The organism is Bacteroidota bacterium (assembly GCA_039714315.1).
Taxonomy (GTDB): Bacteria; Bacteroidota; Bacteroidia; order Flavobacteriales; family JADGDT01; genus JADGDT01.
In genome coordinates this window covers 1-21,809 of the sequence record JBDLJM010000044.1, presented here as the reverse complement: position 1 = coordinate 21,809, position 21,809 = coordinate 1, and the positions used below count along the sequence as shown (strand labels likewise).

The window sequence follows — 21,809 nt, the reverse complement described above, 5'->3', positions numbered from 1 at the left end:
GAAAATAATGAAAATGATACAGCTATTAATTATGCCGATTATTACTTTATAGAAGCATTAATTAAGTGGTATAATATTTAAATATTCTAACTAACCTAAAATATATTTGTTTTGACAAGAAAAACAACAATACACGATCTTGCAAAAGCATTAGGAATTGACAGTTCAACGGTTTCTAGAGCACTCAATGACAGTCCGCGTGTTGGAAAAAAAACAAAGGATAGAGTTTTGAAAATGGCCAAAGAGATGGGATATCAAAGAAATTTGATGGCTTCTAATCTTAGGATGAGGAAAACAATGACGATTGGAGTAGTTGTTCCATTTATTTCGCGTTACGTTTTATCCGAAGCTATTGGAGGGATAGAACAGGTTGCTTCTGCAAATGATTATCAGGTTATTATTGCGCAGACCCATGATAATGTTGAGGATTCCGAAAAAGCCATAAATACTCTATTTATGAACCGTATTGATGGTTTGTTGATTTCTCCCACCCAAAGTGAAAAAATTGAAGAGCAATTGAAACAATTTACAGGTTCAGATATTCCTGTTGTAATGTTCGACAGGTATCTTGAGACTTCAAATATCTCGAAAGTCACTATTGATGATAGGAATGTAACTAAACAGCTTACAAAGTATTTGATAGAAACCGGCAAGAAAAATATATACCATATTGCTGGTGATTTAGATGCCATAATGTACCGCGAAAGATGTGAGGGCTATAAATCTGCAATTCAGGAAAGTGATGTTGAATTCGATGCTAATAAGGTGATTTCAGTTGAACTGTTTCCCGAAGTAGCTGTTGAAACTTTCGAAAAAATACGAGTAGATAAACCTGATGCGCTTATTTGTGCAAATGATGTTACTGCTATTGCGATAATAAAGCATATTAACGAAAATACAGATTTGCGTATTCCTGAAGATATTGCAATAACAGGATTTTCAGATTCGCCAGCATCCAGTATTATAAAGCCCAGCCTGACAACTGTAAATCAGCACCCTCTTGAGTTAGGGCGAACGGCTGCAAACTTGTTGCTGGAATGTATTAAAGATGCAGATAGTGGCAGCGCTTCTAAAAAATCAATAGTTATTAACTCTGATATAATGATAAGAGAGTCTACAAACTAGACACCCTTAATAATCCAATTTGAGTGTGAGTAATATCACAAACAAATTGGATTATTAATTTGCAATCTTATATTTTTGGTGTAAATTTGCCAATCGATTGTATAAAAATATATTCAAAATATAAAAGCTTAATATTATGGCAGTTAATTACGAGATAAGATACAACTCACACCCTGAGGATTTTAAGAGTTACGATACTACAAGAATCAGAAAAGAATTTTTAGTAGATAACTTATTCGAAGCTGGAAATATCAACATGGTTTATTCTATGATAGACCGTTATATTGTTGGTGGTGCTGCTCCAAAGGCAGGTGAAAAACTATTTCTTGAAGCTATTGATCCTTTAAAAGCTGAATTTTTCCTCGAAAGAAGAGAACTTGGAGTTATCAATGTTGGTAAAGCAGGGAAGGTTCATGTTGATGGTGATGTTTATGAATTAGGATACAAAGATGCTATATATGTAGGAAGAGGAGCTAAAGAAGTACACTTCGAAGGAGAAGGGGCTTTGTTTTATATTAACTCTGCAAACGCACATACATCATATCCAACTAAGAAAGTTTCTCTGGATGAGGCAAATAAAATTGTACTTGGATCTTTAGAAACTGCAAATCACAGACAAATCAACCAGATGTTGATTAGCTCTGTTGTAGATACATGTCAGTTACAAATGGGAATGACTGAGCTTAAGCCGGGTTCTGTTTGGAATACTATGCCTGCTCACACACATAGTCGTAGAATGGAAGCTTATTTCTATTTCGAAGTACCGGAAGATCAGGCTGTTTGTCACTTTATGGGTGAACCAAGTGAAACACGTCACATGTGGATGCACAACAATCAGGCTGTATTATCTCCTGAATGGTCTATTCACTCTGCAGCTGCTACATCTAACTACATATTTGTTTGGGGTATGGCTGGTGAAAATCTTGACTATAACGACATGGATATCCACAAAATCACTGATTTAAAATAAGAATGACAAATTTATTTGATTTAACGGGAAAACGTGCTCTAATCACGGGAGGAACTCATGGATTAGGTATGGCAATGGCAAAAGGACTTGGTGATGCGGGAGCTGAATTAATCATTAATGGTCACAGTCCTGACAAAATGGAACTAGCCCTTAATGAATATAAATCAGAAGGCTATAAAGTTCACGGATTACTTTTCGATGTTACTAACGATGCTGAAGTAAAGGCAAATATCGATAAGATTGAAAATGAAATCGGACAGATAGATATTTTGGTAAATAATGCCGGAATCATCAAGCGTATCCCAATGGAGGATATGGAAACTGAAGATTTCAAATCAGTTATTGATGTAGATTTAGTTGCACCATTTATTGTTTCTAAATACGTAGGTCAATATATGATTAAGCGTAAGGAAGGAAAAATCATCAACATCAACTCAATGATGAGTGAACTTGGTAGAAACACTGTTTCTGCCTATGCAGCTGCAAAAGGTGGTCTTAAGATGCTTACAAAAAATATGGCTACTGAGTGGGGTAAACACAATATTCAAACTAATGGAATCGGACCTGGTTATTTTGCAACTACGCAAACAGCTCCTATCCGTGTTGAAGGGCACCCATTCAACGATTTTATAATCAATCGTACTCCTGCAGCACGTTGGGGTAATCCTGAAGATTTAGCTGGTACTGCAGTTTTCCTGGCTTCTAAAGCCAGTGATTTCGTAAACGGACAAATCGTTTATGTTGATGGTGGAATATTAGCAACTATTGGTAAGCCAATAGGCGAATAATATAGATATTTACTTTTTTATCCAACCGGCATTTTTCACTATTTTCCTCATTTCAGTTGATCTTTGTCGGTTTTTTTTTAATTATTTATAAATATTAGATATGAATTTCAAAAAGGTTTTATCCTTATTAAGTTTAAGCCTGATGTTAATGTCTTCTTGTTCTGAGACTGATAAAGCGGTTGAGCAAAAAAATATTGTACTTCAAAATAAATTGGAAGTAGATAGATTAGGAGAAATTGTAATTGTGCCTGCAAAAAAAATTAATGATCTTTTAGGTGAAGTAAAAGAAGGTGCAAATGTGTATTTCGAATCTCAGAATGGTGATGCAATACCTTTTCAATACGATGTAATTAACGGAGAGGGAGAATACGCTTTAGAAGTTGACTTCAAAGCAAACGAAGAAAAAAATATTGTAGTAAATACTACAAGTGAAAAAATTGAAGATTTCAAACATTATACAAATATCAGATTGGGTAGAGATGCCGATTTTGATGGTATTTATGATGATGTAAAAGAAGAAGTTCGCGATCCTAATCACCTGCCGGGTTCGGTTCCTGTTTTGTACCAAATGGAAGGTATTTCGTGGGAAAATGATAAGGTAGGTTATCGTTCATATTGGGACAAACGAAACGGAAAAGATATCTGGGGAAAAACTACTTCAGAAATGGTAATGGATTCTGTTGGATTACCAAACACTCCTTCTTACCACGAAATTCAACCTTGGGGGGTTGATGTTCTTAAAGTAGGAAATTCTTTGGGAGCCGGAGCTCTAGCAATGGTTAAAGATGGTGAATTATTCAGACTTGGCGATACCCAAAAAGCTACAATGGAAATTTTAGCAGAAGGCCCAACGAGAGCTATTCTGCAGTTGGTATATGATGGTTGGGAAGTAAAAGGAGAGTCTTATAGTTTGACACAAACTATTACAATACTAAAAGGTAAATACTGGTATCAAAGTGATGTTGTAATTTCGGGAAAAGATGTAAAAGATATTTCTTTGGTAACGGGGATTACAAATATTGCTCTAAAAGATAAAAAGTATACTAAACTTGAAGAGGGTGTAAAAACATTAGTTTACACACATGGAGATCAAACCGAGTTGCAAAAATTAATGGGCTTAGGTTTGATTTTAAATTCTTCTGATTTAAATAAAGTGGTAGAGGCACCTAATAAAGGAACAGGTCGTTCTATTGATGGGAGTAGCCCAATTTCACACACTTTCTACACTGTAATTAATAAAGGAACAAGAGCATTTTCGTTCCAGTTTGCAACAGGTTGGGAGCTAAGTGATGATGAATTTAAAACAGCACAAGGTTTCGAAAATATGTTGGTAAAGGATGCAAAAGAGCTTAATTCGCCAATTGTAATTAAATAGAATAGCATTTGAATAATTATGTTCATATGGCAACACACACATTAAATAATTTTAGAATATAATAAGATATAAATATTATGGGTAAGAAGATAGTTACTTTTGGAGAGATTATGTTGCGTTTGGCAACTCCTGGATATTTACGTTTCCATCAGGCAAATGAGTTTGAAGCTACGTATGGTGGTGGAGAATCAAACGTTGCTGTATCGTTGGCAAACTACGGATTAAATGCTGAGTTCGTAACACGTTTACCTAAAAATGATATTGGTGATGCTGCTATTAAAAGACTTCGCATGTATAATGTTGGAGTTGACAACATAGTTGAAGGTGGCGATAGAGTAGGGATCTATTTCTTAGAAACCGGTGCTGTATCTCGTGGATCTAAAGTTGTTTACGACCGTGCAAATTCTGCTATTGCTGAGATTGAGCCTGGTATGGTAAACTGGAAAGAAGTTTTTGCCGATGCTCAGTGGTTCCACTGGACAGGTATTACTCCTGCATTATCTGAAGGTGCTTACAAAGCATTATTAGAAGCATTGGAAGTAGCTAAAGAAATGGGTGTTACTGTTTCTTGTGATCTTAATTACCGTGCTAAACTTTGGAAGTGGGGTAAAAAATCTCACGAAGTAATGCCGGAGTTGGTTGCTCTTACTGATATTGTTTTAGGAAACGAAGAAGATGCTGAAATGTCGTTGCACATTTCTCCTGAAGGTGTTGACGTAACAGGAGGACATGTAGAAGGAAAAGCTTACCTGTCGGTTTCTAAACAAATTATGTCAACATACCCTAAAGTAAAGAAAGTAATTACTACTCTTAGAGGGTCTATCAACGCTAACCACAATACCTGGGAAGGTGTTCTTTACGATGGTGAAACATTATTCGAATCGTCAAACAAATACGATATCACTCACATCGTTGACCGTGTAGGTGGTGGAGATTCATTTATGGGAGGATTGGTTTACGGACTTATCACTTATCCTAATGATGACCAGAAAGCTCTTGATTTTGCTGTAGCTGCATCATGTTTGAAACACACAATCAAAGGTGACTTTAACCTGGTTACTGTTGATGAGGTTGAAAAACTTATGGGAGGTGATGCTTCAGGTCGTGTAGCTAGATAATAAAGGAAAAAGGCAAAAGGAAAAAGTTTAAAGGATAAAGGCAAACCGACGTAGGAGGTTCAGCGAGCAACCTTTGAAAAAAGGGGTGCCAGCGAGCTAAAAGTTTAAAGGATAAAGGCAAAAGTGGTTGTACTTACTAGTTTGTGTAAAAACAAGTAACCTAATTGAAGTTAAAAGTTAAGTGAAACCAGAAACCAGTAACCAGAAAAGAAATGGCACAATTTTCAAGAATAGATGTGGCAGTAGCTGCAAAAGAAACAGGGATAGTACCTGTATTTTATCACAAAGATGTTGAAGTAGCAAAGCAGGTAGTAAAAGCTTGTTACGACGGTGGAGCTCGTTTATTCGAATTCACTAACCGTGGAGATTTCGCACAGGAAGTATTTGCTGAATTAGTAAAATACGCTGTAGATGAATTACCTGGAATGATAATGGGAATAGGTTCGGTAGAAGAAGCTGTAACTGCAGGTATGTATATTCAAATGGGAACGAACTTCGTTGTTTCTCCGGTAATGAATCCTGATATGGCGAAGGTTTGTAACCGTCGTAAAATTTCGTGGATGCCGGGTTGTGGTTCTTTAAGTGAGATATCTCACGCTGAGGAATTAGGAGCAGAGGTTGTTAAAATTTTCCCGGCATCGCAAGTTGGAGGTCCTGATTTTATCAAGGCTGCAACAGCACCAAAACCATTCACAAATATTATGCCTACAGGTGGTGTTAAACCTGAAGAAGACAACTTGAAAGAGTGGTTCCAGGCTGGTGCGTTTTGTGTTGGTATGGGATCTCAGCTTATGGCTAAAAAAGAGCACGGTGAGTTCGATTTGGCAAAGATCGAAGAACTTATGCGCGAATCTATTGCAATAGCAAAAAAATATAAAAAGTAAATATTATTACTTTATATTATAATATAACTCTGGATGCATATCTGTATTCAGAGTTTTTTTTGGAGTAATTTCACGTGCTTCGATATAGTTTTATCTCATCTGTAATTTGAATTTACTGTAAAAGCCGGAGTTAACTATAATTTCAGAAATAGTTTTGATAAGAAAAACTATTTGTATAAAATTATTGATATAATAAATTCAGATTTCGGTTTACAAAAATCTATCCCAACAAATAAAGCGGACGAGCTTTACGGAGACAATAATTACGTACCGGGAATGGGGGTTTACTGATAGCTGTGGTGAAATAGAATAAAATACACACTAAATTAATGCTCTAACAAAGGCGCTAAGAGTATTTTTATCTTTTATCCACGCAGAGCGGCAGGCTTCTATCTTTTCTCTTCTATCTTTCCTGCCTGACTGAGTCACGCAGGCAGGTATCTTTTTTCTTTTATCTTTTAGCTCGCTGATGCTCCTTTGTCGCTTTATCTTTTATCTTTTCTTCCACCTCTATCGACTTCATTCTAGTATACGACATAAATATCAGTACAACTATTGCAGTTATTCCATAATAGATCCAATTTGGAATCTCTGCAGGACCGCTTCCGGCATAGGAATGCATTCCTGACAGAAAATAGTTAACTCCGAAATATGTCATTAATACCGAGCTAAATGCCAAAATAGAAGCGATACTTATTGCATATTCGCCTTTAAAATACTTTGTGTTTCGCATATGAACTACAATTGCGTATACAAAGACAGTTATTAATGCCCAGGCTTCTTTTGGATCCCAGCCCCAATATCTTCCCCATGATTCGTTGGCCCAAATTGCTCCGAGAAAAGTACCTATGGTCATAAAATACAGCCCTGTTATTGTGGCTATTTCAATTATTACAGATAATTCAGAAATGGTACTTTTAAGAGCGCGTTGGTTTTTGTTATTCGAAAAGATATACAGGTTTAAGTTAAAGATACCCAGTAGGGCGGCAATACCAAAAAATCCATAACTCATTGTTATTATTGCAACATGTATTACAAGCCAAACCGATTTTAAAACCGGAGCCTGATTAGTGATTTCAGGGTCGAACCAGCTTAAGCTGGCTACCATCAAAAGTACCGATGCCAATAATGACGAAATAGCATAAGTTATCTGAGATCTCTTGCTGAAAATTATTCCCCCTCCTACCGTAATAAGCGAAATGAATAACATTGTCTCATAACCGTTACTCATTGGCGGGTATCCCGATATATACCATCTTATAGCAAATGTACTTATGTGTATCAAAAAAGTTATAATGATTGAAATTTTCAGAATACCTTCTAATAATAAAGGTTGCTCTTTTCCTTTTATGATTTTTGAAAATGAAATAACCAGTAAGAACAATCCCAGTAATAAATAAATTATTGCCAGCTTGGGGAAAAGATTTATCCTGTTATATATTATTTCAAGATTTATTTTAAGGTTTGAGGCTAAAGTTTTTGAACTATTGTTGATTTGGTATTGTTTCAAATCTCCTATCGATTTTTTTACGGGTAGCCAGTTTCGCGATAGTTGTGCTTCTTTGTAAGTGTCTGAAAAAGACTTTGCAAAATCAGGCTTTTCCGGAGATTTTAAACTCAGCCATTCGCATTCATGGCAATTTGTTTGAGGAATTATCTTAAGTATTTGCTTGTTAAATATCATAAATGCGATATTCATCTTTTCATTCATTTTTATAACTTCTTTATCAAACTTATTTCTTTTTGATGCTGGTTTCCCCTGTGCTTCTTCGGCTAAGATGTTGAGCATTAGCTCACCGTTTTTGCCATAACTAATCATTTTGTTATAGCTGGTGTAATCGTTATTTATGTTGAATGTTTTCTTAAACTTCTTATCAGATACTTTCAATATCGGTGCATTTTTCCAGTTTTGGGGATTAATTGACATATCGAGTAATACCTGATCGGAGTTCAGTTCCATGAAGCTATTCTTACGGGCGAGTTTTCTCAATATTTCCGAACTAAGGGTGTTAATTGGCTTTAATCTTCCTTTTAAATCTACTACCAAAACCTTTCCGAATTCATTTGCTGCTGACTCGTCAACTTCCGGTTTAGTAAATGTTTGTCCGTAAATACCGGTGCTTAATGAAGATAATAATAAGATGAAAAGCATTAGTGTTTTGCTGCGGCTTTGTGCTCCGGATGTTCTCTTAATTAGCTGTATAAATCTTGAATTACGGTTAAACATGGCGAATGTTATTCCCAAAATCATTAAAAAATATCCTATGTAGGTAACAGTTGTTCCGTAAAAATCGAAGTTAACCGAAAGTATGCTTCCCTGTTCATCTTGGTCGAATGAGTTTTGAAAAAATCGGTAGCCCTTATAATCGAGTATATTATTCATGAATATCTCATCTTCAAATTTAGTGTTGTCTTTTTCATCTTCTACCTTAACAAGACTTTTGTATGACGCCGGACTGTTTGAACCGAGGTATTTTTCGAGTATAAAATCATTTAGTGTAATATAGAAAGGAAGTACAATATTTTTCTTATTAAAACTCAGTTTAATTTTGGTATCACCGTAATTCAAAGTTTTTTCAATACCGAGTCCCTTTGGATTTTCCAATAGGGTTACCCTTTCGGTATTCCCGTTAAAATCAACATCGCATATTAAGGCATTAAGGTTTGATTTGTGTTGATCATTACCGGCCAGGTTAAAAGTTTTTATCTCGGCTTTTGGTATAAATGATTTTAAATTAAATACTGTCCCTTTTGCATAGTGCATGTTGTTTTTCGAAAGTGTATCACCATTGTTTAACTTCAGGTACTCAGGGTTATTTTTAAACATATTGTAGTATTCTACATCTACGTTTGGACTTACAATAATCTCACTGTTGGAAATTGAGAAGTTTATATCACCTTGCAGCTTATTTTCAAATGAAAAAGTGAGACTGTCGGTTTGAGTTATTTCTCCCTGCTTAATGAAAATACGTCCCTGTCTGCCATTTGAATTTTGGATAAATAAAGTAATTATCGGAACACCATTTTCAGATCTTATTGCTGCTTCAAGTGCATTTGAATGAAAGTCTACTCCGCTAATTTTAATTTTATTGCCAAAGGCAGTGATGTTTTCTGTGAAGTTTACATAAACGTATGGAGACATTATTTTACGACTCTCAAAGTGTTTATTTTCCTCACCATTGCTTACATCAACAGTCAGGTAGGTGTCGGTTGATAGTATTTGATTCGATTTTTGATTTTCGCGGAGGTGCATAATACCTTCGTAGGAGTAGAATCTTGTAATAGCCGAACCTATAATGATTATAATAAATGCCAAATGAAACAGTAATATACTCCATTTTTTTCGGCTGAATAATTTGTTATAAAACAAACTCCCTGTCAGGTTAATGACTATCAGTACTGATAACATATTGAACCATTGGGAATTATATATGAGTGCTTTTGCCGTTTGTGTGTCGAAATTGTGTTCAATAAATGTTGCGTATGCAATTACGAAGCAAATTGCCAACAGAAGTAATGAAGTTGTTACAATTGAAAACAGGATATCCTTTAGACGTTTCATTTTTAGATAATTGTGAGAGTTATTAAACTAAAATTTTTTCCTTTGTCGATATGTTTTTTATTTGTCTTTTGCCATTAAGTATATATTATACATTGCCACCATAAAGAATGAAATTATTACTAAGAATACTGTAAAAACGGCAACCTGCATCCAAATAGGAGCAGCCTGGGTCCATAGGTTGCGTTCCTCTTTATCGACAACGAAATTTGTGGGGATACCCCATTTCACATCATCTTTTACGATAACACTTCCGTATTTTCTGTCTTTGTCAACCATAGTAACTAATGTTATTGCACCATCTTTATTTCCTGCAATATCATCGGGTACCGTTAACTCTACTTTTCCAACCTCATTTGTCTTTTCTTTGCCTAAATCCAGCAAACTGTGCATTCTTTTTACATATAATCCAACCTTGGTCTTTTCGATAGGATTTCCATTTATGTCAGTTAAAGTTGCAATAACCTTTTTCTGATTTTTGGAGGTGTCGAGTTCAGTTTTCAAATATGATTCTATTACTGAAACATCATCAATTAGATTTTTAAACCGGTCGTTCCCCTCAAATTTTAACAGGAATTCCATTTTACCTTCATTGTTCATTGGAATTTTAAATCCATTTTCTATTCTAAGTACTGCAATACCTTCTTTATCGCTTTCAATTTTTGCCAGACTAATTTCTGTAGAGTCATTTTTTGCGCCGAATTCAACTGTAATATTTGGAACAGGGTGCGAACCCTTATCGTCACGGTATCTGAATGTGGCTTTTATTTCTCTATCTCCGGTATTTAGTTTTCGATAGGAGAATTTACTTTTTATTTTAATTTTATCAGATTGCCCAAATGACTGCACTGAGAATAAAATAAAAAGTGCTGCGGTGATTATATATCTCGATTTATTAATAATTGTTTTCATACAGAAACATCTTTTTATTTAAAACCGGTATTACGCAACAGGTCTTTAATAGAATATTTTCCAAATAATCTGAAAGTGTGCTTATCTTCTAATTCAGAAATAGGGAAGATTGGAATTACTTTAAGTATTAACATATAGATGATTATTCCTCCGGCAAATCCTGCGCCTACTAATACCCATTCAACCCAAGTTGCTGAATATTTTAGCACGGCAGGGTCGGTACTTATTACCGGCAGGTAAGGAGTTTCCAATACCGGAACAATTATCAGATATCTGAATAACCACAATCCTATTAGTACCAGTACGGCGGTTAGCATATAAACAATCTTTTTTCTTAACATTGGAACTGCTATAACCACAATAGGAATTATTGATGTGATAATTAGCATTGTATAAGTGATATTTCCGTAGTAATCGGTTGACAGGTATTTTGAAATTAATTCGTTTGTTGCAAGAGTAGTATTGTACCATCTGGTTATATAATCAGAAAATGTAAAATATCCGAAAATCAGTGCCATAATAAACATTCCGTAGGCCATAAAATTGAAATGACCGTCGGTAATTATTTCTTTAACATCGAAAAACTTGTCGTATATCCACATCATTATAATTATCATTGCAAAGCCCGAATAAATAGCTGAAATAATAAAGTAAGGAGCAAATAAACTATCGTTCCACCCTTCTCTGAGATTCATTCCAAAAAGCCATGCGAGCAGTGAGTATGCTACAACTGCGGTAGGAATTATTAGGGCGGCCATTATATCCAATGCTTTATTAAGTCTTTTTTTCTGGTTCTCGGTACCTTTATATCCCAGTGAGAGGAATGAAGCAATTTTTCGCTGCCATTTCGAAAGATTAAGCTCCTCTGAATATTTGGCCATCAGCGAAAAATCCTTTATAAATGTCATATATAGATAAACCGCACTTACAATTAAGTCGATAATTACTGCAATTAAATCCCATGTTATTGGCGATTGAATTCTTGCATGAATAAAGAGGTAGTGAAGTCGGTCTAATCGCCCGATGCAAAGTAAAATGTAAATAGGTCCTATTAGAATAGTAATAAAGGTGAATATTTCAATTATTCTTATTAGGGGTTTTCCCCAGTCTATTCGTCCAAGATGAAACACTCCCGAAATAATTGCTCCCGAATAACTTATTCCGAGTAGGAAAATAAAATTAACGATATAAGCTCCCCATACTACGTTGTCGCGCATTCCGGTAACAATATGGTCGTGAACTATTTGTTGTATAAGAGCATAAAAACCTGCAAGAACCACCAATACCATGATAAAAATAACTCCGTACCATAATTTGGATGACTTTTCCAGATTTTTACCGTATCTCAATAAAAGAGTTTTATGAGTGTCTTCCATTGTTTATGATTTTATACTTTTCAAATACATTTCTTTTTTCTCCTCACTTAGGTCTTCCAGTCCTCTTTCGTAAGGGTAGCTTTTGTTTACAGGAGGCAGATAATACACATTTGGTTCTGTTCCCAGATGTTTCATCTCCTGATATGCACCTCTATCGGCAATGGTTTTTTTGAACCTCAGTGTTTCCTCTCCGTTTGTAATAGTATCTTCGTTAATGTCTCCGAAATAAATAGCCCCCATTGGGCAGCTTTCGGCGCAATATGGAAGTTTACCTTCTCTGGATCGGTCGGCGCAAAAATCGCACTTGCTCACTGTTCCCACCTGGGCAGGTAAACTTGTTTCGGGAGAATAATCATCGCTGTTATCCTGATAGCTTTCCCGGTCTTCCCAGTTAAAAATACGTGCGGAATAGGGGCATGCCGAAATACAAAATTTACATCCAACGCAGGCATCCGCATCTACCAGAACTATTCCGTCAGTTCGTTTAAAAGTGGCGCCTACAGGGCATACTTTTACACAAGGAGGGTTGTCGCAGTGATAACATGATTTGGGAAACCAATATGGTTCGGAGTATTTGTTGTCTTTGATAAGGCTTACCGTCATAAATTCCTGATGGGGTAATAAATCATGACCGTGCTGACAGGCTTCTATGCACTTGCGGGCATTGGAACATTTCGACAGATCGATAACCATTGTGAATTTCCTGCCCGGAATACCCTTACGGGCTTCATCTCCTTTTGCAGGAGCACATGTGGAACACGATTTTTCCGGTTTATCTATTTCAATAAGTTCGCCATCCTGTGTAAGGACTTTGATTTTTTCCTTTGACTGTTCTTCTTCTTTATTGATGTTTGAATTTAATTTGCCACCGATTAAAGCTACTGCCCCCAAAGCCAACCCTTTCTTTAAGAAATCTCGTCTGTTTTCGTCCTTATGTTCCTTATTATTAGCCATAATTATGCAGGTTTGAGGTGAAGACTGTCTTATTCACTACGCAGCAGAATCCAGCCTAAATGATAAATCAGTTAAAATGTTTTGATGTACGCTATTACAGCCCATCTATCTTCTTCAGAAGGAAGTTTTTTCTCGTAATTCGGCATTTCGTCCCGACCTATTATCGACATGAAATAAAGTTCACCATCATTATATTCCTTGAACTCATCTGAAGTAAAATCTCCGGGAAAAGTATCTAGTTTATCAGCTTTACTTCCGTCTCCTTCACCTGTGTCTCCATGACAGGAAGTACAGTGTTTTTCGTAAATATCAGCACCGTCTTCCGCCAGATCATCCATCTCCGTAGCAAAAGGATTTTCCATGTTTTTGTATTTATCAGGAATTTCCCATGGATCCCTTACCTGATCATTAATAATGAAGGACATTAACCCAATTAGTATTACTATCATTCCTGTTAAACCTTTTATCGTTTTCATGTCTTATATATTAAGTTCTGTTATAGTTTAGTTAATATAAATCCAATCCTGATTCCGTCTTTGTCGAAATTGTTATCGTTTCTGATCATTGTGTTTTGTGAAAGGATATAGGGATTGTTTCCAATATAAATTTGGAATGCGTGGCTGGTAGTAATTATTTCTACACCACCCTGAAAAGTTGTTGTTGAATATTTTGGATCAATATATTCGTTGTTGTTTTCTGCCTGTATCGGGATATCAGTGTTTAAAATAATAGACAATGTTGATTTTAACCTTATTTTGGCCCCAAAGTTTACTCCCCATACATCGTGGTTTACCGGTTCGGGAAGATTATTGATATGACTAAAACTCAGCCCGGTTTCTACAGAAAAATATTTACATACTTTATGACCTATTAGTAATTGTGAGTAATACGATAACCGGTCCACGAATTCATATTCAATTCCGAAAGCTTCTTTACCTCTTCCGTCAATTGCTACATTTCCAAATAATGTAACAGAAACAGGAATACTGTATTCTCTTGTTTGTTCCAGGATAGTCCATGTAGCGTTAAAATCGCTTGTTATATTATGTTTTGTCAGACCTACACCCAGTTGTAAATTTCTGATAGGGACATAGTTCAACCCCATTCTGATATTCGCACCGTTGGCATAAATTCCCAGTAAATCGTCAAGTCCATTGTTTAATGATCCAAAATTGTGAGTAAGATCAAACCTAAGCAGACCCTTGCCGGGCACTACTGATGTGCGTCCTCCCATTAAAATTCCACTGTTCCATGGCGTTTTAACCGGACGATCCTCTTTAACAGTCTCCGTTTCTATGGGTTTATCTGTCGTTTCCTGACTTAACAACGGAAAGCACAACAGAACACCTAGAATCAATATGTATAATTTAAGTTTCATTTTGTGTTTTTTTAGTTGTTTTTGGCTCCCTGTTTTATCCACGCTAAAATTATATTACCCTGTTGTGCAGTATATTTTTCGAAATGGTTACCATTGTAATTAGGATAATAATATATTATACTTTCTTCAGGATCGATTTCATCAATCAGGCCTTTAGAAGTAATTTCGGAATATGAGTTTCCTTCACTCAAATCCAAATCTCCCGATTTGTTGTCTGCGTTATGACACGTAATACAGTTTTGATCATTAAATATTGACTGAATATCTGTAGAAAAATATATTTCTTCTTCAATGGGATCAAATTCTTCTTCAACGGGAACATTATAAACACACGAACTACTGAATAATGACAGGAAAGTCATACATACAGCATATCTTAAAATTGTTTTCATCAGTCTATAAATTTATGTTTCGGGCTGATGGAACTCGCATAACATTCATTATACTGTTTGACAAATTAATTTACCCCCTTTTGGGGCGGGGCAAATAAATTGATTTTGTCATGCTCGTGTCATCAGTTTATAATTTTATGTTTCACCTCAATTATATTAAATTGTTATCAGTCAAAGGTTACCCGCATTTAAACGGGTAACCTTCTCTCTCACAATTTGGCATTAAATTAATTTAACGCCTCTAAAGAGTTTTGTACTAGGGCTTTTGCGTACATAGGATTATGTATTAACATACTTTTATCCTCTGTAATAAATTTAAAGTTGTAAACAGCTGCTGCATGTAAAGGTGAAATTTCAAGTGGATTATCGGAAGAAGCCCTTTCACCGTTGGCAATAACATAGTCATGATCGTCTATATAACCCATGTCAAATAATTTTTGCCTGAGTTCGTTTATTATAACCTGATTTGACTCTCTGCTGGCTTTCACCAAAGCTGTTATCGATGAATTATCAGTTTCTGTATGACAATCTAAACAACCGTTAACATTTACAACTCTCGAATCGTCTTCCCAACTGCCGGTGGCTACATTGTTACTGTGTCCTCCTAATGCAATATTTCCTCCGCTTCCTTCTCCACTGGCCATATGACACGATACGCAACTACTGTTGGCATCTGTTACGTGTTTGGAATCTTTATAATTCATGCTTCCCTGAATTTCATATGCTCCGGTATTACCTGTTCCGGCCATCATGTTTCCCTGTGGTCCATGGTGGGGACCAAACCTGAAGGTTGTAATAGAAACCTTTGTAGTACCGTTTAGGTCTATTAAAGGTTCTGCCTTACGTGATTGGTGACACTGTACACAGGTATTGGAAGTTCCCTGGTCTGTTTCCAAATCGTTGGCCAAAAGACTCACTGCACTGTTTTTCCTTAGTGACCAATCGGCTGCAGTGTAGGTTTCGTGAATTTTGTGGCAGGTATAGCAGTTGGCAGGTAAAGGTTTCTCGGGTGTTATCATATCCCATTCACCGGTTGATATTACGTGCTGGAATCCCTGACTTGAGTGGCAGTCGGTACATCCTGTTCGCGATGCGTAGTATCCCGTCATGTGCCCTCCATTAACATGTTTCGATTCGGCCCACTCGTATGATTTAATTTTCATGTCTTCGTTTTCAACATGACACTGAACACATCCTGTAGTACCGCTAAGTCCGTCTATTCCATCCACTCCATCTTCTCCGGCAGGTCCTTCAGGTCCTTCTTTTGTACACGATGTACTAAGAAAAAGCACCATAAAAGGAATCGTCAAAAAATAAAAAAAAGATTTCATTTTATCTATTTATTTAAAGTTATTATTCACTTTTTATCATAGATAAATTTATTTAATATTACGGTAAAAATCGTTGATATATAATAGCAGCCTATTGATATATGTCAATAGGGAAGCAGGATAACTTTTTAGATATATAACCTTAAAATTATCGGTAGTATAATATTTGTGTATTGATGTTATTTGCTCATTTTTTCAAGAGCACTTTCGTTTAGAATTTCTATTTCATTAATATTCACCCTGATATATTCCGAATCTTTAAATTCTTTCAATATCCTAATGAGACTTTCCTTTGTTATAGAACACATATCGGCCAGTTCCTGTCTGGTAAAAGGAATGGTAAAGAGTTTGTCGCTGAACATGTTTTTTTTGAGGAAAAGAATTAAGGTAGCAACCTTTTGGTACATGTTTTTTTGGGTGTAGTTAATAATAGTCTGAATCAGTTCCTGGTTAATGTCATTTGTGTATTCTAAAATAGCCATCGAAACTGCAGGATTGTTTTTCATAATCTTTATCAGATCATCCACAGGTATCAGACAAACAGTGGTTTTTGTTACCGCAGCAGTAGTATATTTAAAAGGAGAATGGGTAAGAATATCAGAGAATCCGATTGTATTTGGTGAAGAAAGAACTTTGAATATCAGATTTTTCCCGCCTTCTGTTTCTACGTATTGTTTTATGAAACCCGATTCTATGCATATAATATGGGTAGGAAGAGAATCCTGTTTAATAATAAGTTCACCCGGATTATATGTTATTTTTCGTCTGTTTTGGAATAGAAAATCTGTCTCCTCTTCATTTAATTTTAAGAATGCTTTAGGGCAATGATTCCCACCCATATCATCGCATTTACAATGCTTTGCTAGGGTTTCTATATTGTCGTAGTTAGCTCCGTTAATTCTTATTAATCCCATTGTGAGAGTGTATTAACATACCAAATAAAGATACAAAAGTTAATGTTATAATTGCAAGGAGGAAGTTAAAAATTATCTGCAGTAGCTATGATAAATAATTCCTTTGCTTATTACTCTGCTTCCATTAACTTTGTCGTCCTGCTTAAAAAGCGTTTCTCAATAATTTATTATAATATATGCAGAGTTTAGATAATTTTTCGGAATTAGTAAATAAGTACTTTGACAAAACAACAATTTCAGGAAACCCTGATGAGTTGTACGATCCTATAAATTATATACTGTCGCTAGGAGGAAAACGGGTTAGACCGTTGATGTTGATGATGTCGTATAATTTGTTTTCTGATGATTTTGATTCTGCATTGCCTTTGGCAAAAGCCGTAGAAGTGTTTCACAATTTCACTCTTATTCACGATGATATAATGGATGAGGCCCCACTTCGTAGAGGTAAAAAAACTGTTCACAAAAAGTGGAATGAAAACATAGGAATCCTCTCGGGAGATGCAATGTTGATTAAGGCATATCAGTATTTCGAGGAACTTCCTGCCGAAAGTCTTAAATCTATTTTTCCGTTATTTAACAAAACGGCAATTGAGGTTTGTGAGGGGCAGCAGATGGATATGAATTTCGAAAGTCGTGATGATGTTGCAATTGACGAATATCTGGAAATGATTAGGCTTAAAACATCTGTATTACTTGGAGCAGCTATGAAAATTGGTGCTTTGGGAGCTTTGGCAAATAAAGAAGATGCCGATTTACTATACGATTTTGGGAAAAATCTGGGAATAGCATTTCAGCTTCAGGACGATTATTTAGATCTGTATGGCGATCCTGAAAAATTTGGAAAAAGAGTTGGAGGCGATGTAGTTGCCAACAAAAAAACATTTCTTACTCTAAAAGCATTTTTAAAGGCAAATGAAGAGCAAAAATCTAAACTGGATAAACTGTTTTCTTCAACAGATTTGAGTTTCGAAGAAGAGGAGAATAAAATAAATGAGGTTAGAGATACTTTCACTAGTCTTGATGTAGTTTCTGATATGAAAGAGGAGATAGAAAAGTACTATCGAATAGCAATAAGTTCTCTAAATTCGGTAAATGTAGAAAGTGAGAAAAAAGAAGAGCTGTTAAAGTTTGCAGAGAATTTAATTAAAAGAGATGTCTGATAGGGTGATAAATGAAGTAAACGCTCTGATCAAGAGTGGAACTGATGTAAGTTACGAAGAGTTAAAAGTCCAAATAACAAAGGATTTACAGCTGGCCGGAATTTCTTATTTACCCGATGAAACAGAAAATCTCACGGAACTAATTTCCTGGACATCTTCGTTATGCCGTCATTTAATTGAAAAGGATTTTCAAACCTATATGAATTTACTCTATAGAATTGATGTTCCTGCAGAGCGATTTATGAAAATGAATGAGGAAAATCCCAATTATGATTCTAACGAGATAGCTGCCTTACTGTTAATTAAACGGGAAGTTCAAAAAATAAGATTGAGGAAGAGTTACTAGAATCCTTCCCCAATCAGATAACTTTTACGCATACATATTATATAGCTTACCTAAGCTTATAAGTTCATCTGTCGTTATTTTCTCATCAAAAATTCTTACCATTTCTATAAGCCCCCCTTTTTTATAGATAACCCCATGGGCAGCATCGAAATTACTTCGGTGATAATTATTTTTTACTTTTATTGTAAGCTTTTCAAACCAGTCCCAATTACCTCCTTTTTTCAACATAATATAACTCATTCCGGGCCTTTCTCCATTCTTATAAATGCCATCTGCTAATTCCGTCAATGCGAAAACCCGGTTTATATTAATAACTACCGGCATTGACAGGTTAAGGTTTAATTCAGGTTCGAATTCAATTCCGGCATCTGAATATGCCTGTTGAATTACCTTGATATCTTCATATTTCTCCAGATCTATAAGTCTAATAGCTATATGAGTATCACGGTTTATACCAAAACTCACTCTGGAATAAGCTGCATCAAATTTTACGTCTAATGATTCTTTTACCAAATTAGTTGCTCTTAATATACTTTCAGGATAAAATCTGTTTTGTACCAATAGGAAAACAGAGTTTATAGATTGAGTTACCGGAATTTCATGATAATATCCGGGGAATGGTTCCTGAACTTCTAATACTGTTGTATTAAATAGCTTTGTGTGCAGTTCTCTTACTTTCTCCTTCTTAGTTACGGAGCCCGCACCTACAATGGTTTTTGTTAACGTTGTCATAAGCCTGAATTATTTAAATTTGATAATGCAATATAAGCAAAAATATGATAAAAATCATGTAAAAAAACATTTCGTATAGTGTTTTCATTACAGTTTAAAACCAAGATAAAACATGTATGTATCAGTAATTCAAGAGGTAAGAGTCTGTTTTTTCGAGTATTTTATTTGTTTTTATTATAGTGTTTGGTTCATAATTATGCCAATTTGATTTTAATTTGGTATAATTTAGTGATAGAGTTATTAAATTCTGTTTACTACCTTTTTGTTGGCAATAATACTATCCTTAAATCTTCGTTTTTATAAAGTTTAAGCTGAAAGTCTTCTATTATGAAATTGTCAACCTCCGATAGGGCCTTTATGTATCTTTTTTCAAGATCATCGGGGCAAGCCATCATTGTTGATACTCCAAGGTACATTTTTATATCAGAACGGTCAATTTCGTATTTCCCTGATATTTGATTACAGCCAATATTTGTAGAGTAGGTCTTTTTCTCATTGTCGAATGCAATTAATGGGATTTTATTTCCAAAATCGTAATCGTTCAAATTCAGACTGTCGAGCTTTAGTATTGTATATTTTCCAATTATATCAACCGGGACATCTTTTTTATCGGTGCTATCAGAGTTTTTTGAGTTCTTCGAATTAGTTCCGCAAGATGCAAACATTAATATGACGATGAAAATACCTAATACTTTTTTCATAATAATTTCTTTAAAAAATCCTATTGTTAAGATACGAAGATTTTTCGTTATATCAGAGCGAGTTTTTTCAAATAATTACCTGTCAGTCTGTTAGTTGTCCATCCGTCTAGCGATTCTGCTCCAATCGACCTGTAGAAGTCAATAGCCGGCTTGTTCCAGTCTAATACCGACCATTCCAGTCTTCCATAACCATTTTCTACGGTTATTTTTGCCAGACTCGAAAGAAGTCTTTTTCCGATTCCCTTACCACGGTGAATTTTTTCTACATACAGATCTTCAAGGTATATTCCCGCTTTAGCTAAAAATGTTGAATATGACAGGAAATAGAGTGCATATCCAACAACCTCATTGTTGTATTCTGCAATTAATACACTGGCCTGATCTTTTTCGAAAATACTTGACTCCAATTCCTCTATTGTTGCCTCCATTTCGTGCTCCAGTTTCTCGTAAACAGCCAATTCGGTAATAAGTCTGTGAATATGTTTAGCGTCTTCCTTAACCGCCGGTCTAATTTTTATCATCAATTATGTTTTGAAAGTTATTTTCTATTTGTTGCCACTTCTCATAAAAAAGTCCCGCATGGTAGCCATCCAGCAATGCGTGATGAATTTCTAAGGAAATCGGCATAATATAATGCGAATTGAGCTCAGTATATTTTCCATAAACTATTTTAGGAATGGAATCATCTACAGGAATACGTCTGGCGTGTTTTATAGAAGTGAAGTTTATCCAGGGTAAAACCGAAAAATGTATGATGTCATCCTCATCGTGCCTCGGGTTGAAATTTGGATTTGCAAGCTCCTCCTCAACGCTTTTTTCGGCATCTTTTATGAACTTTTCTCTGTTTTTGCTGTAATTAAAATAGCAGAAAGTAAAAGTATTATCCTTGTGTAAAACCGGAGCTCCAAAGTTTATTTTGTCATAAATAATTACATCATCCCCCCGAATTCTCATCCTGAATTCATCAATCTCGTTATTCACCTTTGCACCTATATATAAAGAATTCAGGAAAAATGATTCATCATTTTTTTTGCAGTAATTCACTAGGTTTGTAACATCAACATTTGCTGTTATATTAAAAAACGGATTTTCATAGTCGCGAAACAAATCATACTGTGCTTTTCTCTTCCAGCTATCCAAATCTATTTTTTTGAACATATATTTTTAGCTTTGTAAAGTGTAAAAGTATAATAATTGATCTAATTTTTTCAAAAAATGCGACATAGTCATTCACATACTAATATGGAAAGTCATGCACACCACCATCACAATCATGGTGATTTGAAAGGCTGGAAGATTGGGGTATCAATAATTTTGAATGTTATTATTACGATTGCGCAGGTTATTGGTGGATTTATATCGGGAAGTATTGCCCTAATGACCGATGCCCTGCATAATTTTAGTGACGTAATTTCCTTATTAATAAGTTATATAGCTAATCGATTAACTGCAAAGGAGTCGACCATAACAAAAACCTATGGATATAAGCGGGCCGAAATTTTCGCTGCTTTTATCAATTCTGCAACCTTGATCGGAGTGGCTGTATTCCTGATAATTGAAGCTGTTAAACGATTTTCGCAGCCTATAGAAATAGAGGCCGATATAGTAATTTGGTTTGCAGTAGGGGGCATGGTAATTAATTTTTTGAGTGTGTTAATTCTGCACAAAGACTCCAGAGATAATATGAATATACGATCGGCTTACCTTCATTTATTATCCGATACACTTACATCGGTAGCAGTGTTGTTTGGAGGCCTTATGATAAAGTATTTCAATGTTATGTGGGTCGACAGT

Annotated in this window: 22 protein-coding genes; 9 read left to right on the top strand and 13 right to left on the bottom strand. The window is 35.4% G+C overall.

The features are described 5' to 3' along the window. Positions 1-111 precede the first annotated feature (111 nt). The 6 genes from ABFR62_06430 to ABFR62_06405 all read left to right on the top strand — a co-directional run bounded on the left by ABFR62_06430 (position 112) and on the right by ABFR62_06405 (position 6,260). Entirely contained in the window at positions 112-1,125 is a 1,014-nt protein-coding gene (locus ABFR62_06430) for a LacI family DNA-binding transcriptional regulator (protein ID MEN8138050.1), read from the top strand. A gap of 136 nt (positions 1,126-1,261) precedes the next feature. Beyond that, on the top strand, positions 1,262-2,095 hold the full coding sequence (gene kduI, locus ABFR62_06425; GenBank protein ID MEN8138049.1) for a 5-dehydro-4-deoxy-D-glucuronate isomerase: 834 nt from the start codon (positions 1,262-1,264) through the stop codon (positions 2,093-2,095). Between the two features lie 2 nt (positions 2,096-2,097). Continuing rightward, a complete protein-coding gene (locus tag ABFR62_06420; protein ID MEN8138048.1) occupies positions 2,098-2,883 on the top strand; it encodes a gluconate 5-dehydrogenase in 786 nt (261 codons plus the stop codon). A 100-nt stretch (positions 2,884-2,983) separates the two neighbouring features. Beyond that, complete coding sequence (locus ABFR62_06415; protein ID MEN8138047.1) at positions 2,984-4,258, top strand: DUF4861 family protein; 1,275 nt, start codon at positions 2,984-2,986, stop codon at positions 4,256-4,258. Between the two features lie 77 nt (positions 4,259-4,335). Beyond that, positions 4,336-5,376 carry a sugar kinase gene (locus ABFR62_06410; GenBank protein ID MEN8138046.1) on the top strand — a complete coding sequence of 347 codons (1,041 nt, stop codon included), beginning with the start codon at positions 4,336-4,338 and terminating at the stop codon, positions 5,374-5,376. A 212-nt stretch (positions 5,377-5,588) separates the two neighbouring features. Next, a complete protein-coding gene (locus ABFR62_06405; protein ID MEN8138045.1) occupies positions 5,589-6,260 on the top strand; it encodes a bifunctional 4-hydroxy-2-oxoglutarate aldolase/2-dehydro-3-deoxy-phosphogluconate aldolase in 672 nt (223 codons plus the stop codon). A gap of 451 nt (positions 6,261-6,711) precedes the next feature. On the opposite strand, the gene ccsA is transcribed toward ABFR62_06405, so the two are convergent. The 9 genes from ccsA to ABFR62_06360 form a co-directional block, all read right to left on the bottom strand. Beyond that, entirely contained in the window at positions 6,712-9,822 is a 3,111-nt protein-coding gene (ccsA, locus tag ABFR62_06400; GenBank protein ID MEN8138044.1) for a cytochrome c biogenesis protein CcsA, read from the bottom strand. Between the two features lie 57 nt (positions 9,823-9,879). Then, positions 9,880-10,731 (bottom strand): hypothetical protein, encoded by an 852-nt coding sequence (locus tag ABFR62_06395; protein MEN8138043.1) that lies wholly within the window; start codon positions 10,729-10,731, stop codon positions 9,880-9,882. 14 nt (positions 10,732-10,745) lie between these two features. Beyond that, positions 10,746-12,107 carry an NrfD/PsrC family molybdoenzyme membrane anchor subunit gene (gene nrfD / locus ABFR62_06390; GenBank protein ID MEN8138042.1) on the bottom strand — a complete coding sequence of 454 codons (1,362 nt, stop codon included), beginning with the start codon at positions 12,105-12,107 and terminating at the stop codon, positions 10,746-10,748. Positions 12,108-12,110: 3 nt separating this feature from the next. After that, complete coding sequence (locus ABFR62_06385) at positions 12,111-13,061, bottom strand: 4Fe-4S dicluster domain-containing protein (GenBank protein MEN8138041.1); 951 nt, start codon at positions 13,059-13,061, stop codon at positions 12,111-12,113. Positions 13,062-13,132: 71 nt separating this feature from the next. Next, positions 13,133-13,537, bottom strand: coding sequence for a cytochrome c (locus tag ABFR62_06380; GenBank protein ID MEN8138040.1), 405 nt, complete (start codon positions 13,535-13,537; stop codon positions 13,133-13,135). Between the two features lie 20 nt (positions 13,538-13,557). Then, positions 13,558-14,439, bottom strand: coding sequence for a DUF5777 family beta-barrel protein (locus tag ABFR62_06375; protein MEN8138039.1), 882 nt, complete (start codon positions 14,437-14,439; stop codon positions 13,558-13,560). Between the two features lie 11 nt (positions 14,440-14,450). Further along, positions 14,451-14,831, bottom strand: a complete 381-nt coding sequence (locus ABFR62_06370; GenBank protein MEN8138038.1) for a hypothetical protein — start codon at positions 14,829-14,831, stop codon at positions 14,451-14,453. Between the two features lie 227 nt (positions 14,832-15,058). Further along, on the bottom strand, positions 15,059-16,162 hold the full coding sequence (locus ABFR62_06365) for a hypothetical protein (GenBank protein ID MEN8138037.1): 1,104 nt from the start codon (positions 16,160-16,162) through the stop codon (positions 15,059-15,061). Positions 16,163-16,341: 179 nt separating this feature from the next. Then, on the bottom strand, positions 16,342-17,076 hold the full coding sequence (locus ABFR62_06360; GenBank protein MEN8138036.1) for a Crp/Fnr family transcriptional regulator: 735 nt from the start codon (positions 17,074-17,076) through the stop codon (positions 16,342-16,344). 176 nt (positions 17,077-17,252) lie between these two features. On the opposite strand from ABFR62_06360, the gene ABFR62_06355 reads away from it, so the two are divergent. Both ABFR62_06355 and ABFR62_06350 read left to right on the top strand, forming a co-directional pair. After that, complete coding sequence (locus ABFR62_06355; protein ID MEN8138035.1) at positions 17,253-18,236, top strand: polyprenyl synthetase family protein; 984 nt, start codon at positions 17,253-17,255, stop codon at positions 18,234-18,236. Beyond that, a complete protein-coding gene (locus ABFR62_06350) occupies positions 18,229-18,582 on the top strand; it encodes a hypothetical protein (protein MEN8138034.1) in 354 nt (117 codons plus the stop codon). The genes ABFR62_06355 and ABFR62_06350 overlap by 8 nt, the downstream gene beginning before the upstream one ends. A gap of 24 nt (positions 18,583-18,606) precedes the next feature. Here the strand turns inward: ABFR62_06350 and ABFR62_06345 are convergent, their stop codons facing one another. The 4 genes from ABFR62_06345 to ABFR62_06330 all read right to left on the bottom strand — a co-directional run bounded on the left by ABFR62_06345 (position 18,607) and on the right by ABFR62_06330 (position 21,173). Further along, a complete protein-coding gene (locus ABFR62_06345; protein ID MEN8138033.1) occupies positions 18,607-19,314 on the bottom strand; it encodes a hypothetical protein in 708 nt (235 codons plus the stop codon). A gap of 254 nt (positions 19,315-19,568) precedes the next feature. After that, on the bottom strand, positions 19,569-20,015 hold the full coding sequence (locus tag ABFR62_06340) for an META domain-containing protein (GenBank protein ID MEN8138032.1): 447 nt from the start codon (positions 20,013-20,015) through the stop codon (positions 19,569-19,571). A gap of 47 nt (positions 20,016-20,062) precedes the next feature. Beyond that, positions 20,063-20,536 (bottom strand): GNAT family N-acetyltransferase, encoded by a 474-nt coding sequence (locus ABFR62_06335; protein ID MEN8138031.1) that lies wholly within the window; start codon positions 20,534-20,536, stop codon positions 20,063-20,065. Then, complete coding sequence (locus ABFR62_06330; GenBank protein MEN8138030.1) at positions 20,523-21,173, bottom strand: chloramphenicol acetyltransferase; 651 nt, start codon at positions 21,171-21,173, stop codon at positions 20,523-20,525. Before ABFR62_06330 ends, ABFR62_06335 begins: the two co-directional genes overlap by 14 nt. Before the next feature lie 57 nt (positions 21,174-21,230). Here ABFR62_06330 and ABFR62_06325 point away from each other — a divergent pair. Then, positions 21,231-21,809, top strand: a 579-nt coding sequence (locus ABFR62_06325; protein ID MEN8138029.1) for a cation diffusion facilitator family transporter, incomplete at its 3' end; no start/stop codon positions are given.

Bases quoted from the DNA above. Each gene is read 5' to 3' on its own strand.
- kduI (MEN8138049.1), top strand. From the start codon at position 1,262: ATGGCAGTTAATTACGAGATAAGATACAACTCACACCCTGAGGATTTT.
- ABFR62_06420 (MEN8138048.1), top strand. From the start codon at position 2,098: ATGACAAATTTATTTGATTTAACGGGAAAACGTGCTCTAATCACGGGA.
- ABFR62_06415 (MEN8138047.1), top strand. From the start codon at position 2,984: ATGAATTTCAAAAAGGTTTTATCCTTATTAAGTTTAAGCCTGATGTTA.
- ABFR62_06410 (MEN8138046.1), top strand. From the start codon at position 4,336: ATGGGTAAGAAGATAGTTACTTTTGGAGAGATTATGTTGCGTTTGGCA.
- ABFR62_06405 (MEN8138045.1), top strand. From the start codon at position 5,589: ATGGCACAATTTTCAAGAATAGATGTGGCAGTAGCTGCAAAAGAAACA.
- ccsA (MEN8138044.1), bottom strand. From the start codon at position 9,822: ATGAAACGTCTAAAGGATATCCTGTTTTCAATTGTAACAACTTCATTA.
- ABFR62_06395 (MEN8138043.1), bottom strand. From the start codon at position 10,731: ATGAAAACAATTATTAATAAATCGAGATATATAATCACCGCAGCACTT.
- nrfD (MEN8138042.1), bottom strand. From the start codon at position 12,107: ATGGAAGACACTCATAAAACTCTTTTATTGAGATACGGTAAAAATCTG.
- ABFR62_06385 (MEN8138041.1), bottom strand. From the start codon at position 13,061: ATGGCTAATAATAAGGAACATAAGGACGAAAACAGACGAGATTTCTTA.
- ABFR62_06380 (MEN8138040.1), bottom strand. From the start codon at position 13,537: ATGAAAACGATAAAAGGTTTAACAGGAATGATAGTAATACTAATTGGG.
- ABFR62_06375 (MEN8138039.1), bottom strand. From the start codon at position 14,439: ATGAAACTTAAATTATACATATTGATTCTAGGTGTTCTGTTGTGCTTT.
- ABFR62_06370 (MEN8138038.1), bottom strand. From the start codon at position 14,831: ATGAAAACAATTTTAAGATATGCTGTATGTATGACTTTCCTGTCATTA.
- ABFR62_06365 (MEN8138037.1), bottom strand. From the start codon at position 16,162: ATGAAATCTTTTTTTTATTTTTTGACGATTCCTTTTATGGTGCTTTTT.
- ABFR62_06360 (MEN8138036.1), bottom strand. From the start codon at position 17,076: ATGGGATTAATAAGAATTAACGGAGCTAACTACGACAATATAGAAACC.
- ABFR62_06355 (MEN8138035.1), top strand. From the start codon at position 17,253: ATGCAGAGTTTAGATAATTTTTCGGAATTAGTAAATAAGTACTTTGAC.
- ABFR62_06350 (MEN8138034.1), top strand. From the start codon at position 18,229: ATGTCTGATAGGGTGATAAATGAAGTAAACGCTCTGATCAAGAGTGGA.
- ABFR62_06345 (MEN8138033.1), bottom strand. From the start codon at position 19,314: ATGACAACGTTAACAAAAACCATTGTAGGTGCGGGCTCCGTAACTAAG.
- ABFR62_06340 (MEN8138032.1), bottom strand. From the start codon at position 20,015: ATGAAAAAAGTATTAGGTATTTTCATCGTCATATTAATGTTTGCATCT.
- ABFR62_06335 (MEN8138031.1), bottom strand. From the start codon at position 20,536: ATGATAAAAATTAGACCGGCGGTTAAGGAAGACGCTAAACATATTCAC.
- ABFR62_06330 (MEN8138030.1), bottom strand. From the start codon at position 21,173: ATGTTCAAAAAAATAGATTTGGATAGCTGGAAGAGAAAAGCACAGTAT.